The organism is Faecalibacterium sp. An192, assembly GCF_002160175.1.
Lineage (GTDB): Bacteria > Bacillota > Clostridia > Oscillospirales > Ruminococcaceae > Faecalibacterium.
Window position 1 is genome coordinate 1 of record NZ_NFKB01000065.1, and the last position, 13,278, is coordinate 13,278.

At 65.4% G+C, this 13,278-nt stretch carries 14 protein-coding genes; all 14 read left to right on the top strand.

The features are described 5' to 3' along the window. Window positions 1-229 precede the first annotated feature (229 nt). The 14 genes from B5F27_RS14310 (at window position 230) to spoVM (ending at window position 12,994) form a co-directional block, all read left to right on the top strand. Complete coding sequence (locus B5F27_RS14310) at window positions 230-448, top strand: aspartate dehydrogenase (RefSeq protein ID WP_087368786.1); 219 nt, start codon at window positions 230-232, stop codon at window positions 446-448. 208 nt (window positions 449-656) lie between these two features. Next, entirely contained in the window at window positions 657-1,535 is an 879-nt protein-coding gene (locus tag B5F27_RS14315; protein ID WP_087368787.1) for a YicC/YloC family endoribonuclease, read from the top strand. 27 nt (window positions 1,536-1,562) lie between these two features. Beyond that, complete coding sequence (locus tag B5F27_RS14320; RefSeq protein ID WP_087248945.1) at window positions 1,563-1,823, top strand: DUF370 domain-containing protein; 261 nt, start codon at window positions 1,563-1,565, stop codon at window positions 1,821-1,823. Then, window positions 1,824-2,396, top strand: a complete 573-nt coding sequence (gmk, locus tag B5F27_RS14325; RefSeq protein ID WP_087248943.1) for a guanylate kinase — start codon at window positions 1,824-1,826, stop codon at window positions 2,394-2,396. 22 nt (window positions 2,397-2,418) lie between these two features. Then, entirely contained in the window at window positions 2,419-4,683 is a 2,265-nt protein-coding gene (gene priA, locus B5F27_RS14330) for a primosomal protein N' (RefSeq protein ID WP_087368788.1), read from the top strand. Window positions 4,684-4,704: 21 nt separating this feature from the next. Further along, a complete protein-coding gene (def, locus tag B5F27_RS14335; RefSeq protein ID WP_087248938.1) occupies window positions 4,705-5,238 on the top strand; it encodes a peptide deformylase in 534 nt (177 codons plus the stop codon). Then, window positions 5,239-6,159 (top strand): methionyl-tRNA formyltransferase, encoded by a 921-nt coding sequence (gene fmt, locus B5F27_RS14340; RefSeq protein ID WP_087368789.1) that lies wholly within the window; start codon window positions 5,239-5,241, stop codon window positions 6,157-6,159. Continuing rightward, on the top strand, window positions 6,156-7,478 hold the full coding sequence (gene rsmB / locus B5F27_RS14345) for a 16S rRNA (cytosine(967)-C(5))-methyltransferase RsmB (protein WP_087368790.1): 1,323 nt from the start codon (window positions 6,156-6,158) through the stop codon (window positions 7,476-7,478). The genes fmt and rsmB overlap by 4 nt, the downstream gene beginning before the upstream one ends. Before the next feature lie 36 nt (window positions 7,479-7,514). Next, window positions 7,515-8,564 carry a 23S rRNA (adenine(2503)-C(2))-methyltransferase RlmN gene (gene rlmN, locus B5F27_RS14350; protein WP_087368791.1) on the top strand — a complete coding sequence of 350 codons (1,050 nt, stop codon included), beginning with the start codon at window positions 7,515-7,517 and terminating at the stop codon, window positions 8,562-8,564. Between the two features lie 13 nt (window positions 8,565-8,577). Then, window positions 8,578-9,327 carry a Stp1/IreP family PP2C-type Ser/Thr phosphatase gene (locus tag B5F27_RS14355; RefSeq protein WP_087248930.1) on the top strand — a complete coding sequence of 250 codons (750 nt, stop codon included), beginning with the start codon at window positions 8,578-8,580 and terminating at the stop codon, window positions 9,325-9,327. Next, window positions 9,320-11,215 (top strand): Stk1 family PASTA domain-containing Ser/Thr kinase, encoded by a 1,896-nt coding sequence (pknB, locus tag B5F27_RS14360; protein ID WP_087368792.1) that lies wholly within the window; start codon window positions 9,320-9,322, stop codon window positions 11,213-11,215. Before B5F27_RS14355 ends, pknB begins: the two co-directional genes overlap by 8 nt. Window positions 11,216-11,227: 12 nt before the next feature. Then, the gene (rsgA, locus tag B5F27_RS14365) at window positions 11,228-12,121 is read left to right on the top strand and encodes a ribosome small subunit-dependent GTPase A (RefSeq protein WP_087368793.1); all 894 of its coding nucleotides are present in this window, start codon (window positions 11,228-11,230) and stop codon (window positions 12,119-12,121) included. A 71-nt stretch (window positions 12,122-12,192) separates the two neighbouring features. Beyond that, entirely contained in the window at window positions 12,193-12,831 is a 639-nt protein-coding gene (locus B5F27_RS14370; RefSeq protein WP_087368794.1) for a thiamine diphosphokinase, read from the top strand. Between the two features lie 73 nt (window positions 12,832-12,904). Beyond that, entirely contained in the window at window positions 12,905-12,994 is a 90-nt protein-coding gene (gene spoVM, locus B5F27_RS16615) for a stage V sporulation protein SpoVM (RefSeq protein ID WP_144066540.1), read from the top strand. The last annotated feature ends 284 nt before the right edge of the window (window positions 12,995-13,278 follow it).

Sequence of the window (13,278 nt, forward strand, 5' to 3'; positions counted from 1 at the left end):
CCCGCCCATAGAGGAAGTCCCCCCTGTCGCTGCGCGACAATCCTCTTGCGCTTAGCCGATTTTTGCGGCGCGCCGCAGAGGGCGCTTGCAAAAACCGGAGCGCTGCGCCAGTCACGCCTCGCTGCTTCGTCCGCAGGACGCGCTTCGGCGTGACTGCCCCCCTTGGGGGAGGGAACACAGGCTGTTTCCTTGTCCGGGACGCACTTTAAACCCTGGAGGTGACCCGTCCATGTGGTTTGCAAAGAAAAAGGAGCCCGAGGCCAGGACCTACGATCCTGCCCTGTGGAAACCGGTGGTGCGGTGCAGCATCTGTACCGGGGAACAGGCGGCGGGCTTTCGGGAGATTGCCACCGGCCGGTTTGAAGAAGTCATGCTGATCCGGGATGAGCGGGACCTCGCCCGCTTTCTGAAAAAGTACGGCCTTGAGACCGTCACCAAAGAGTATTGAGTCCAGCCGGGCTGGGGGAGAGATCCTCCGGCCCGGCTGTTCTTTGTGACAAGGCTGTGTCAAACATGGGTTTTTTCTCCGGTTCCCTTGCAAAAAAGGCGCCGGAATAGTAAAATGATACCATATGTATCGTAATATGGGGCACTAGACCCCAAGGCGGATATATATGTGGAAATGATCTGGCAAGAATGAAAAGGGAAGAGTGAATATGATCTATAGCATGACAGGGTACGGCCGTGCCAGCGAGGTGCGGGATGGCCGGGAGATCACGGTGGAGCTGCGCAGCGTCAATGCGCGGTATTTTGAGTATACCTCCCGTGTGCCGCGCAGCTGCGCTTTTCTGGACAGCCGGCTCAAGACGCTGCTGAACAGCCGGATTGCCCGGGGCAAGGTGGAGCTGAGCCTGACGGTCCAGAACACCGAGGCCTCCGACACCGCCGTGACGGTGGACATGAACCTGGCCCGCAGCTATCAGCAGGCCCTGCGGGACCTGTCCGAAGGCCTGGGGATCAAGAATGACGTGACGGTGAGCCTGTTGGCCCGCTTCCCCGACGTGCTGGTGACCCAGCAGGCCCAGGTGGACCCCGAACAGCTGTGGAACGACGTGTCGGACGTGGCCGCCGTTGCCCTGGAGAACTTCATGGAGATGCGGGGCATCGAGGGCGAAAAGATGCTGACCGATATTTCCTCCCGCCTGAATACGGTGGAGGAATGCGTGGGCCGGGTGGAGACCCTCAGCGCCGGCCGGGTGGAGAAATACACCCAGCGCCTGTATGAGCGGCTCAAGGTGATCCTGGAAGACCGGTCCATCGACGACGCCCGGGTCCTGTCCGAGGCGGCCATCTTCGGGGACAAGACCGCGGTGGATGAAGAGACGGTGCGCCTGCGCAGCCATATCGCCCAGTACCGCGAGATTCTGGGCAGCAACCAGCCGGTGGGCCGCAAGCTGGACTTCCTCACCCAGGAACTGAACCGGGAGGCCAACACCATCGGTTCCAAGTGCCAGGATCTGGACATCACCCGGATCGTGGTGGACATGAAGGCCGAGATCGAGAAGATTCGGGAGCAGATCCAGAACCTCGAGTAAACACAGACAGGATAAAGGGTAACAGGTATGCGGCTGATAAACATCGGGTTTGGAAATATGGTCAGCGCGGAGCGTCTGGTGGCGGTGGTCAGCCCCGACTCGGCCCCCATCAAGCGCATCATCAAGGAGGCCCGGGAACAGGGCCGCCTGATTGACGCCTCCTATGGCCGGAGCACCCGGGCGGTGCTGCTGATGGATTCGGATCATGTGATCCTGTCCGCCCTGCAGCCCGAGACGGTGGCCAACCGTGCAGGCAGCCCATCGGATGGAAAAACGGAGGAAGTTTAAATGGAAGGCGAAAAGTATCTCTTTGTGGTGGCAGGGCCTTCGGGCGTGGGCAAGGACAGCGTCATGGCCAAAGTCCGTGCCGCCCATCCTGAGATTGAGAAGACGGTGTCCATCACCACCCGCGCCCCCCGGGAAGGGGAGGCCGAAGGGGTCAACTACTACTACCGCACCGAGGCGGAGTTCCAGCAGCTGCTGGACCAGGGGGAGATCCTGGAGAGCAACTGCTTCAACGACCACCACTACGGCACCCTGAAATCCGAGGTGGACCGCCGGATTGCCGCAGGCAAGACGGTGCTGCTGAATATTGACGTCCACGGCGCCGCCAATATCAAGCGCTTGTACCCCGGCTCCACCATCATTTTCCTGCTGCCCCCCTCCTGGGAGGAGCTGGAACAGCGGCTGCGGGGCCGCGGCACCGACAGCGACGCCGACGTGAGAAACCGTCTGGCCATCGCCCGGGAGGAGCTGCAGCGGGCCGGCGAGTTTGACGCCTGGATCGTCAACCGCGACCTGGACCAGGCCGCCGCCGAACTCTACGAAACCATCGCCCGGCGGGTGGGCCAGCCGGAATAACACAGACAAAGGAGCGGATGGGATGCCAAAGACGGTGGGCGTTGCGGTGAGCCATGCGGCCTTCCACTTTGATAAACTGTATACCTACGCCGTGATGCCCGACCAGCAGGACGCCGTCCGGCTGGGCAGCATGGTGCTGGTGCCCTTCGGGCGGGGCAGCCGCCCCCGGATGGGGGTGGTGCTGGCCTGCGACGCCGAGCCCGAGAGCTCCAAGTTAAAGTACCTGTTTGACGTGGCCCCGGCGTCGGCCTGCCTGACCCCCGAGCTGCTGGAACTGGTGCGGTTTTTGAAGGGCCGTACCTTCTGCACCTGGTACGAGGCGGTCAAGGCGGTGATCCCTTACGGGGCCCAGTATAAGCCGGCTTTGGCGGCGGACGGGGTGACCCCGGTGCTGCAAAAGCAGCTGACCCGCCATACCGAGACCTTGTACCGGCTGGCGGCGCCCCTGCCCCAGAAGCCCAAACCCACCGCCAAACAGCTGGCGGCGGTGGCCCTGCTCAGCGGCGGGCCCCGGACCCAGGGGGACCTGGAAGCCCACGGCATCAGCCGCGCGGTGGCCGAAAACCTCTGCGCCAAGGGGGTATTGGCCAGTGAGCAGGTGAATAAATCCCTGGACCTCTACGCCCACATCCCCCAGCGCACCGAACAGCTGGACCTGACGGCGGAACAGCAGGCCGCCTTTGACGCCCTGGCCCCCCATCTGGAGACGGGCCAGGCCCATACCGCCCTGCTGTACGGGGTCACCGGCAGCGGCAAGACCCTGGTGTTCCTCAAATTGATTGAGCGGTGTCTGGCCCTGGGCAAAAAGGCCCTGGTGCTGGTGCCCGAGATCAGCCTCACCCCCCAGATGATCCGCCGGTTAAAAGAGCGGTTCGGGCGGCGGGTGGCGGTGCAGCACTCGGCTCTGAATCACACCGAACGCCTGCTCCAGTGGCAGATGATTCAGGACGGCGGGGCCGACATCGTGGTGGGCACCCGCAGCGCCATCTTTTCCCCTCTGGAGGGGATCGGCCTCATGGTCATCGACGAGGAACAGGAACACACCTACCGCTCCGAGTCGGCCCCCCGGTATTCCGCCCATGAGGTGGCCCGGTGGCGGGCCGCCAAAAATGGGGCATTGCTGCTGCTGGCCAGCGCCACCCCCAGCACCGAGAGCTTTTATGAGGCCCAGGCGGGGCGGTGCCAGCTGGTGCGGCTGACCCAGCGGTACGGCGGCCAGCCCTTGCCGTCGGTGCAGATTGTGGATATGCGGGCCGAGCTGGCCGCCGGCAACCCCCGGGAGATCAGCCTGGCCCTGGAGGACGCCATCCGGGAAAACCTGGACGCCGGGAAACAGACCATCCTCCTGCTGAACCGCCGCGGCTACCAGACCATGGCCCAGTGCGAGGACTGCCGCGAGGTGCTCAAGTGCCCCAAGTGCAGTGTCCCCATGGTCTATCATAAGAATGAAGGGGGCCGGCTGCTGTGCCACTACTGCGGCACCCAGATCCAGCCCCGGCCCACCGTCTGCCCCGCCTGCGGCGGCAAACTGCAGTACCGGGGCTTCGGCACCCAGAAGGCGGAGGAGGAGCTGGCGGCCCTGTTCCCCGAGGCCCATATCCTGCGGATGGACCAGGACACCACCTCCGCCAAGGACGCCCACGAAAAGATGCTGGCCCAGTTTGCCCGCCATGAATACGACATCATGGTGGGGACCCAGATGGTGGCCAAGGGCCTGGATTTCGAGGACGTGACCCTGGTGGGGGTGCTGGGGATCGACTCTCTGCTGTTCGCCCAGGGCTTTCGGGCCTATGAGACGGTGTTCAGCCTGGTGACCCAGGTGGTGGGCCGCAGCGGCCGGGCTTCCAGCCCCGGCCGGGCCATCATCCAGACCACCGACCCCGACAACCCCGTCCTCAACCTGGCCGCCGCACAGGATTACGACGCCTTTTTCGCCCAGGAGATCGAATACCGCCGCCTGGGCCTGTATCCGCCCTTCTGCGGGCTGTGCATTGTGACCTTCTCGGGCAAAAAGGAAGGGGAGGTGGCCAGGGCCGCCGCCCGCTTTGCCCAGATTCTGGCCCGGGAGGCCGCGCAGCAGCCTGGCATCCCCCTGCGGGTGCTGGGCCCCACCCCGGGCAGCATTTTGATGATCAACGAAATTTACCGCTATAAGCTCACCGTCAAGTGCCGGAACGACAAGACGTTCCGCGCCCTGCTGCGGCAGGTGCTGGCCTGTTATGAGGAGGAAAAACTCCCGGCCAAAGCCTCCGCCGCGGTGGATATGCACTCGGACGGCGATATCTGATGAATTGGAGAGGTGTAATTTATGGCTATCCGCAACATCGTGAAGGAAGGCGACCCCATTCTGAACAAGGTCTGCCGCCCCGTGACCAAGTTTGACGACCGTCTGGCCACCCTGCTGGACGATATGCACGAGACCATGATCGCCGCCGACGGCGTGGGCCTGGCAGGCCCCCAGGTGGGGATGCTGCGCCGGCTGTTCGTGGTGTGGGACGTCACCGACGCCCCCGAGGAACTGCCCGAGGACTACGAGTACAAGTTCATTGACTTTGTCAACCCCGAGATCGTGGCGGTGTCGGAGGACGAGGAGACCCATTATGAGGGCTGCCTGTCCTTCCCGGGCCATAACGGCGCCGTGACCCGCCCGGCGGCGGTGAAGGTCCGCGCCCAGGACCGGAACGGCGAGTGGTTCGAGCTGGAGGCCGACGGCCTGCTGGGCCGGTGCATCCAGCATGAGAACGACCATCTGGACGGCATCACCATCATGGAGTCCAGCGATTATTTCTACGAGGATACCGAGGAGGGCCGCGCCGAGGCCCGGAAAGCAAAGGAGCAGTAAATGCGGATTTTGTTCATGGGAACGCCGGATATCGCCGCCGCCTGCCTGGAGGCCCTCTACGCCGCCGGCCATGAGATCTGCGGCGTGTACACCCGGCGGGATAAGCCGGTGGGCCGCAAGCAGGTGCTGACCCCGCCGCCGGTCAAGACGGTGGCCCTGGCCCACGGCACCCCGGTCTTTCAGCCCCGCACCCTGCGGGACGGCGGCGAGGATGCCAACATCCGGGCCCTGGCCCCCGACCTGATCGCGGTGGTGGCCTATGGGTGCATCCTGCCCCCGTCGGTGCTGGAGATCCCTAAATACGGCTGCATCAACCTCCACGTCTCCCTGCTGCCCAAGTACCGCGGCAGCGCGCCGGTCCAGTGGGCGGTGCTGAACGGCGACGCCGAGACCGGCGTCTCCATCCAGCAGATGGACGCCGGCCTGGACACCGGCGACGTGCTGGTCTGCGAAAAGATGGCCATTGACCCCGAGGAGACCAGCGGGGAACTGTTCGACCGGGTCACCGCGGTGGGCGCCCGGGTTCTGTGCGAGACGGTGCCCAAAATTGCCGCCGGCGCCCTGACCCCCACCCCCCAGGACCACGCCGCCGCCACCATGGCGCCGCCCCTGTCCAAGGAGATGGCCGAGTTTCACTGGACCGATTCGGCGGAACACATCCACAACTGGGTCCGGGGCATGAACCCCTGGCCCTCGGCCTGGTTTGTCACCAGCGGCGGCCGCAAGGTGAAGGTCACCGAGAGCCGCGTGGCCGAGAGCAGCGGCCAGGCCCCCGGCACCGTCCTGGCCCTGAAGCCCCTGACGGTGGCCTGCGCCGACGGCGCCGTCCAGCTGCTGCGGGTGGTGCCTGAGGGCTCCAAGCCCATGGAGGGCAGCGCCTTTGCGGCGGGCCTGCGGCTCAAAGCGGGGGATACCCTTTGAGGCCGGCGGGGCCCCGGGCCGCTGCGGCGGCCGCCCTCGTCCATCAGGAACAGGGGGGCTACTCCAACCTGGTGCTGGATGCCGAGCTGGGCCGCTCGGGCCTGCAGGGCCGGGACCGGGCCTTTGCCAGCGCCATCTTTTATACCACCCTGGAGCGCCAGGCCACCCTGGACTATATTTTGAGCCGGTTTCTGCCCAAGGGCCTGGCCAAACTGGACCCGCCGGTGCGGGCCATCCTGCGCAGCGGCCTGGCCCAGGCCCGCTATATGCAGGTGCCCGTCCCGGCCGCCGTCAATGAGTCGGTCAAGCTGGTGCGCGCCTTCGGCAAGTCCAGCGCCGCCGGCCTGGCCAATGCCGTCCTGCGCAAAGCCTGCGCCTATGACCTGGATACCGCCGTCTTTGCCGACGAGGTGGAGCGGCTGATGGTGCTGGGGTCGGCGGGCCGGGATGTGGCCGCGTTCCTGCGCCAATACTACCCGGAAGAAGCCCTGGCCATCCTGTCCAGCCCGGCGGACGGCGGCAAAACCGCCCTGCGGGTCAACCCGCTGCACACCACCCCCGCCGCCCTGGCCGACGCCTTGAGCAAGGCCGGGGTGGAGGCCAAACCCGGCCTCGTGCCGAGGAGCCTGCTGGCCGACTTTGCCGGCAGCCCCGCCGACACCGAATGGTTCCAGCGGGGGGACTTCCATGTGGAGGGCCAGGCCAGCCAGCTGGCGGCCCTCTGCCTGGGGGCAAAGCCGGGGGAGACGGTCATCGACCTGTGCGCCGCCCCCGGCGGCAAAACCCTGGCCCTGGCCCAGGAAATGCAGGACAAAGGCCGCCTCATCAGCTGCGACCGCACCCCCCAGCGGGTGGGCCTGATCCAGACCGCCGCCCGGCGGATGGGCCTGGGCTGCATCGAGACGGCGGTGAACGACGCCGCCGTGCCCAACCCCGCCTTTCCCGCCGCCGACCGCGTGCTGGCCGATGTGCCCTGCAGCGGTCTGGGCATTCTGGGCAAAAAGCCCGATATCCGCTATAAAACCCTGGACGAGGCCCGCCGCCGGGAGCTGCTGGACACCCAGCGCGCCATCCTGGACTGCGCCGTCGGCTACCTGAAGCCGGGGGGACGGCTGGTCTACTCCACCTGTACCATCCACCCCGAGGAGAACCAGGACCAGATCCGGGCCTTTCTGGCCCGGCGGCCCGACTTCCGGGTGGTGGAGCCGGAGCCGGCTCTGCCGGCCGGCATGGAACAGGGGCCCTGCGGCCTGTTGTCGGTGCCGGGCCGCACCGGGATGGACGGATTTTTCATCTGTGTGATGCAGCGCGCTGAATAAGCCGCCGCACAAGGAATATCCCCAGGAGAATCTTCAATGGAAAACAAACGCTGTATCTCATCCCTCACCATCGAGGAACTGGCCGCCGAGATGAAAGCCATGGGCCAGCCGGCCTTCCGTGCAAAACAGATTTTTCACTGGCTGCATCAGAAGCTGGTGACCGACTTTGCCGCCATGACCGACCAGCCCAAGGCCCTCATCGCCCAGCTGGACCAGGGGTTCTATATCGCCGCGCCCCAGATCGAGCGCCGCCAGGAGGCCAAGGACGGCACCGTGAAATACCTGCTGCGGATGGCCGACGGCAACTGCATCGAGACGGTGGTGATGCGGTATCACTACGGCTGCACCGTCTGCGTGTCCACCCAGGTGGGCTGCCGGATGGGCTGCCGGTTCTGCGCCTCCACCCAGGCGGGCCGGGTCCGCAACCTGGAGGCCGGCGAGATCTGCTCCGAGATCTATACCGCCCAGAAGGACATCGGGGAGCGCATCTCCCATATCGTCCTCATGGGCATCGGCGAGCCGCTGGACAACTTCGACGAGGTGATGAAGTTTTTGACCATCATTTCGTCCCCCGACGGCGTCAACATCGGGATGCGGAATATCAGCCTGTCCACCTGCGGCATTGTGCCCCAGATTGACCGTCTGGCCCAGCGCAAGCTGCAGCTGACCTTGTCCATCTCCCTCCACGCCCCCAACGACGCCATCCGCAGCAGCATGATGCCGGTGAACAACGCCTATCCGGTGGCCCAGCTGATGGATGCGGTCCGCCGCTACCAGGACACCACCGGCCGGCGGGTCAGCTTTGAATATTCCATGGTGCGGGGTGTCAACGACAGCGACGCCTGCGCCAAAGAGCTGGCGGGCCTGATCCGGGGGATGGGCGCCCATGTGAACCTGATCCCCATCAACCCGGTGGACGGCAGCCCCTACTCGGCCACCGACGCCGAGAACGTCCGCCGCTTCCAGGCCAAACTGACGGCCCTGGGGGTCAACGCCACCGTCCGCCGCCGGCTGGGCAGCGAGATCAGCGCCGCCTGCGGCCAGCTGCGGCGGGAAGAAATGGACGCCGCCGCCAAGACGGAGTAAAAAGGAGAAGCCTATGAAACTTGCAGGGAAAACCGATGTGGGCCGCATCCGGCGGGAAAACCAGGACGACTACCGGGCAGGGGAACTGCCCGGCGGGGCGGCCTGGGGCCTGGTGTGCGACGGCATGGGCGGGGCCCGGGGCGGCCGGGAGGCCTCCCATGGAGCCTGTGATGTGATCGAGCGGTCCTTTCAGGACCAGTACAGCCATTGCGGCCGGGGCGGGGAGGAACAGTTCCTGGCCCAGGCCCTGGAACACGCCAACCACTATGTCTTTCAGAAGTCGGCCCAGGAGGAATCTCTGGCCGGCATGGGCACCACGGTGGTCTGCGCCCTGGTGCGGGACGGCCGGGCCTATATCTGCCACGCGGGGGACTCCCGGGCGTACCTGTTCCATGCGGGGCGGCTGCATCAGCTGACCCACGACCACTCCTATGTCCAGGAGCTGGTGGACTGCGGCACCATCACCCCCGAGGAGGCCGAACATCACCCCCAGAAAAACATCATCACCCGGGCTTTGGGCGTGGATTACCGCCTGACCCCCGATTTCACCTCGGTGGTGGTGCTGAAAGGGGATATGCTGCTGCTGTGCTCGGACGGCCTGACCAACGCCCTCACCACCGAACAGATGGAGGCGCTGCTGGGCCGGGTGCCCTTTTATGACCTGCCCGACCGGCTGATCGAGGCGGCCAACGCCGCCGGCGGCCAGGACAACATCACCGCCCTGCTGCTGGGCGTGGAGCCGGTGGAGGTGCAGCATGGATAATCTGATCGGCCGCAGGCTGGACGGCCTCTATGAGGTGCGGGAGCTGATCGGCACCGGCGGCATGGCCAACGTCTACAAGGCGGTGGCGGTGGGCCAGAACGGCCCCGTCCCGGCGGGGACGGTGGTGGCGGTGAAGGTGCTGCGGGCCGAGTTCATGCACGACCCGGACCTGGTGAATCGTTTTAAGAACGAGTCCAAGGCCATCTCCCTGCTGCATCACCCCAATATCGTCAAGGTGTACGACGTGTCGGTCACCGACCGGCTCCAGTATATCGTGATGGAGTACGTCAACGGCATGACCCTGCGGGAATACCTCAACGAGCGCGGGGGCAAGCTCACCAGCCGGGAGACGGTCCACTTCATCTCCCAGATTCTGCAGGCCCTGGACCACGCCCACCGCAACGGCGTGGTGCACCGGGACATCAAGCCCCAGAACATCATGCTGCTGGACAATGGCCAGCTGCGGATGATGGATTTCGGCATCGCGCGGATTTCCCGGGCCGAGAACCAGCTGCTGGCCGGCAAGGCCATGGGCAGCGTACACTATATCAGCCCCGAGCAGGCCCGCGGCGAGGTCACCGGCCCCCAGAGCGATATCTACTCGGTGGGCGTCATGATGTACGAGATGCTGTCGGGGCACCTGCCCTTTGACGCCGACGAGGCGGTGAAGGTGGCGCTCAAGCAGATCACCGACACCCCCCGTCCGCTGGCCCAGCTGGCCCCCGACACCCCCCGGGCCCTGGTGGAAATCACCGAAAAGGCCATGGCCAAGCTGCCGGCCAACCGGTACGCCAGCGCCAGCGAGATGCTGGACGCCCTGGGGCAGTATGTGCGGGACCCGGATGTGGTCTTTGCCTATAAGTATATCACGGAGGAAGCACCTGCAAAGGTGGTCAAACAGACAATGAGCCAGAAAAAAGACCAGCGCGCCGGCGGCGCCGGCACCCGGACGCCCCAAAAGCGGAAAAAACGCTCGGTGTTCATCCCGTCCCTGCTGGGGATCACGGTGGCCTTCGCGGTGGCGTGCGCTGTGCTGTGCCTGATGATTCTGCACAACAACAGCAACTTCATCTCGGACCAGAAGGCGGACATCGTCCTGGAGGACTATGTGGGGATGACCCGCACCGAGGCCGAAGCCAGCACCCAGGTGGGCAGCGGACAGATCAACATCAACTGGGTGGAGGAATACAGCAGCACCTACGGCGAGGGCTATATCTATAAACAGTCCCCGGCGGCGGGCCGTGTGGTCCGCGAGGGCCAGACCGTCACCCTGACGGTGAGCCTGGGCACCCAGTACGTCACCATCCCCGACACCACCAACTACGTCCAGGCCGACGCCGAGCAGCTGCTGCGGGATACCGGCCTGTCGGTGCTGGTGGTCCAGAATGTGGAGCCCTCGGTGGCGGTGGGTGCGGTCATCCGCACCGACCCCGCGGCCGGCACCACCGTCCCGGCGGGCAGCACCGTGGTGGTGTACGTCAGCCGCCAGCAGGTCAGCACCACCACCAGCGTGCCCTCGGTGGTGGGCCTGTCGGTGAACGACGCCCGGACCCTCCTGGTCCAGAACCGCCTGACCCTGGGCAGCCAGACCCAGGCCTACAGCGACCAGCCGGTGGGCACCGTCATCGCCCAGGAGACCGCGCCCGGCTCCACCGTCAAATACAACACCCGCATCAACGTCACCGTGTCGGCCGGTCCCGAGCCGGCCCCCGAAGTGCCGGAAGAGCCTTCCAGCTCGGAGGGCGGCGGCGACTGGTGGGGCGACCTGTGGGGCGGCGGTTCCTCGTCCTCTTCGTCCTCCTCCTCGGGCAGCTCCTCGTCGGGCAGCACCGACGGCGGGGCCAGTTCCTCGGACCCCAGCCTCATCTGGCCTTGGGACTGGTTTTAACGGGGGCAGCGGATGGACGGATATATCATCAAGGGGATCGGCGGGTTCTACTACGTGAAAACCCCGGACGGGGTGGTGGAGTGCAAGGCCCGCGGCATCTTCCGCAAACAAAAGCGCAGCCCGGTGGCCGGGGATCAGGTGACCCTGGCGGTGGAGAACGGCGCGGCGGTGATCGCTGAGATCGCCACCCGCAAGAACGTCTTTGTCCGGCCTCCGGTGGCCAACCTGGATGTGCTGTTCCTGGTGGCCAGCACCACCCAGCCTTCCCCCAGCACCCTGGTGCTGGATAAACTGTCGGCCATCGCGGTGGACAAAGGGGTGCAGCCGGTGATCGTCTGCACCAAGGGGGACCTGGCGGAGGCGGACTTTCTGGAGAAAGCCTATGCCCTGTCCACCATCCCCTTCATCCGCATCGACTACGCCACCGGCGAGGGCCTGGACGCGGTGAAGGAATGGATCAGCGGGCGGCTGTGCGCCTTCTGCGGCAACTCAGGTGTGGGCAAGTCCACCCTGCTGAATGCCCTGCTGCCCGAGGCGGGCCGGGAGACCGCCGCCATCAGCCAGAAGCTGGGCCGCGGCCGCCATACCACCCGTGAGGTCACCATCTTCGAGGCCTTTGGGGGCCGGATCGCCGATACCCCGGGCTTTGCCAGCCTGGAGGCGGGCCGCGCGGGCTTCATCCCCAAGGAAAACCTGGAACACGCCTTCCCCGAGTTCGGGCCGTACCTGGGCCAGTGCCAGTTCACCGGCTGTTCCCACCGCAGCGAGAAAGGCTGCGCGGTGCGGGCGGCCCTGGCCGAGGGCAAACTGTCCCAAACCCGGTACGACAGCTATTGCGCCATGTACGACGAGGTGAAGGACGTGAAGGACTGGGAACAGCCCCGCCGCCAGGAACCCAAACTGTAAACCCATCAAAACCCAGCGCCGCTCGGCTATGCCCTGCGGCGCTTTTGCAAGCGAAGGAGGGCGTTTTGCCTATGGCGCGCTGTGTGATATTGTCGGCCTGCCCGGTGGGGGCGGAATTGGCGGGGCTGCTGCGGCCCGACGATTACCTGATAGCCTGCGACGCAGGCTACCGCAGCTGTGATGTGCTGGGCCGCCGGCCCAACGCCGTGGTGGGGGACTTCGATTCGGCCCCCCGGCCCGATATGCCGGAAGGGGAGGACCTGGTGGTGCTGCCCCACGTCAAGGACGATACCGACACCGAGTACGCCGCCCAGCTGGCGGCGCGGCAGGGGTTCCGGGAGGTGCTGATGCTGGGGTGCCTGGGGGGAAAGCGCCTGGAACACACCCTGGCCAACCTCTGCACCGGCCTGGGCCTGGAAAAGCGGGGCGTCCGTGCCACATTGCAGGATGAACGCAGCCGGGTCACCTACCTGCTGCCCGGCCAGACCCGGACCTATCCCAAAGGGGATTACTTCTACCTGTCGGTGTTCCCGGCGGAGGGGAAGGCCGAGGGCGTCACCATCCGGGGCGCCTTCTATGAGCTGACCGGGGCCGAGCTGACCGCCAGCTACCCTCTGGGGGTCAGCAATGAGTACGCCCCCGGGTCGGACTGCATCACCCTTTCGGTGGAGAAGGGTGCCCTTGTGGTGGTGGAAACCGCCGCCGATTGAACCGGGGCGGAACATTTTGGGCCGTTTCTGCCTATAATGGAGCAAACCATCATCGAAAGGCAGGGAAACATCTATGCAGATTATCGTCATCAAGAGCCCCAAGTGCCTGGCCGGCCTTCTGCGTATGCTGTTCGGCATCAAGAAAGGCCAGGAAAATAATTGACCCCCAGCGGGGGGACTGTGTACCATTAAGCTTCCGGGTCTCCGGCACTTCCGCGTGGCCTTTACGTTAAGGCTCGCTCGTTACGTTTGGGGCTGTGCCCCGGTACGATGCAAAGTTTCGCGTGGTCTGGTTTGCTCATTTGGTACGTTTTGAAAACCTATATCGTACAATCACCCTCGTCCTTTATTGGGCGGGGGTTGTTTTTGGTTTAGAGCCCCTGTCAGGGGCAGCCGAGCCGACCGCGTTCAGTGAACGAAACAGGGAGGCGAGGCTGGCGCAGCGCT

Coding starts and splice junctions, on each gene's coding strand:
- B5F27_RS14310 (WP_087368786.1), top strand. CDS start 230: ATGTGGTTTGCAAAGAAAAAGGAGCCCGAGGCCAGGACCTACGATCCT.
- B5F27_RS14315 (WP_087368787.1), top strand. CDS start 657: ATGATCTATAGCATGACAGGGTACGGCCGTGCCAGCGAGGTGCGGGAT.
- B5F27_RS14320 (WP_087248945.1), top strand. CDS start 1,563: ATGCGGCTGATAAACATCGGGTTTGGAAATATGGTCAGCGCGGAGCGT.
- gmk (WP_087248943.1), top strand. CDS start 1,824: ATGGAAGGCGAAAAGTATCTCTTTGTGGTGGCAGGGCCTTCGGGCGTG.
- priA (WP_087368788.1), top strand. CDS start 2,419: ATGCCAAAGACGGTGGGCGTTGCGGTGAGCCATGCGGCCTTCCACTTT.
- def (WP_087248938.1), top strand. CDS start 4,705: ATGGCTATCCGCAACATCGTGAAGGAAGGCGACCCCATTCTGAACAAG.
- fmt (WP_087368789.1), top strand. CDS start 5,239: ATGCGGATTTTGTTCATGGGAACGCCGGATATCGCCGCCGCCTGCCTG.
- rlmN (WP_087368791.1), top strand. CDS start 7,515: ATGGAAAACAAACGCTGTATCTCATCCCTCACCATCGAGGAACTGGCC.
- B5F27_RS14355 (WP_087248930.1), top strand. CDS start 8,578: ATGAAACTTGCAGGGAAAACCGATGTGGGCCGCATCCGGCGGGAAAAC.
- pknB (WP_087368792.1), top strand. CDS start 9,320: ATGGATAATCTGATCGGCCGCAGGCTGGACGGCCTCTATGAGGTGCGG.
- rsgA (WP_087368793.1), top strand. CDS start 11,228: ATGGACGGATATATCATCAAGGGGATCGGCGGGTTCTACTACGTGAAA.
- B5F27_RS14370 (WP_087368794.1), top strand. CDS start 12,193: ATGGCGCGCTGTGTGATATTGTCGGCCTGCCCGGTGGGGGCGGAATTG.
- spoVM (WP_144066540.1), top strand. CDS start 12,905: ATGCAGATTATCGTCATCAAGAGCCCCAAGTGCCTGGCCGGCCTTCTG.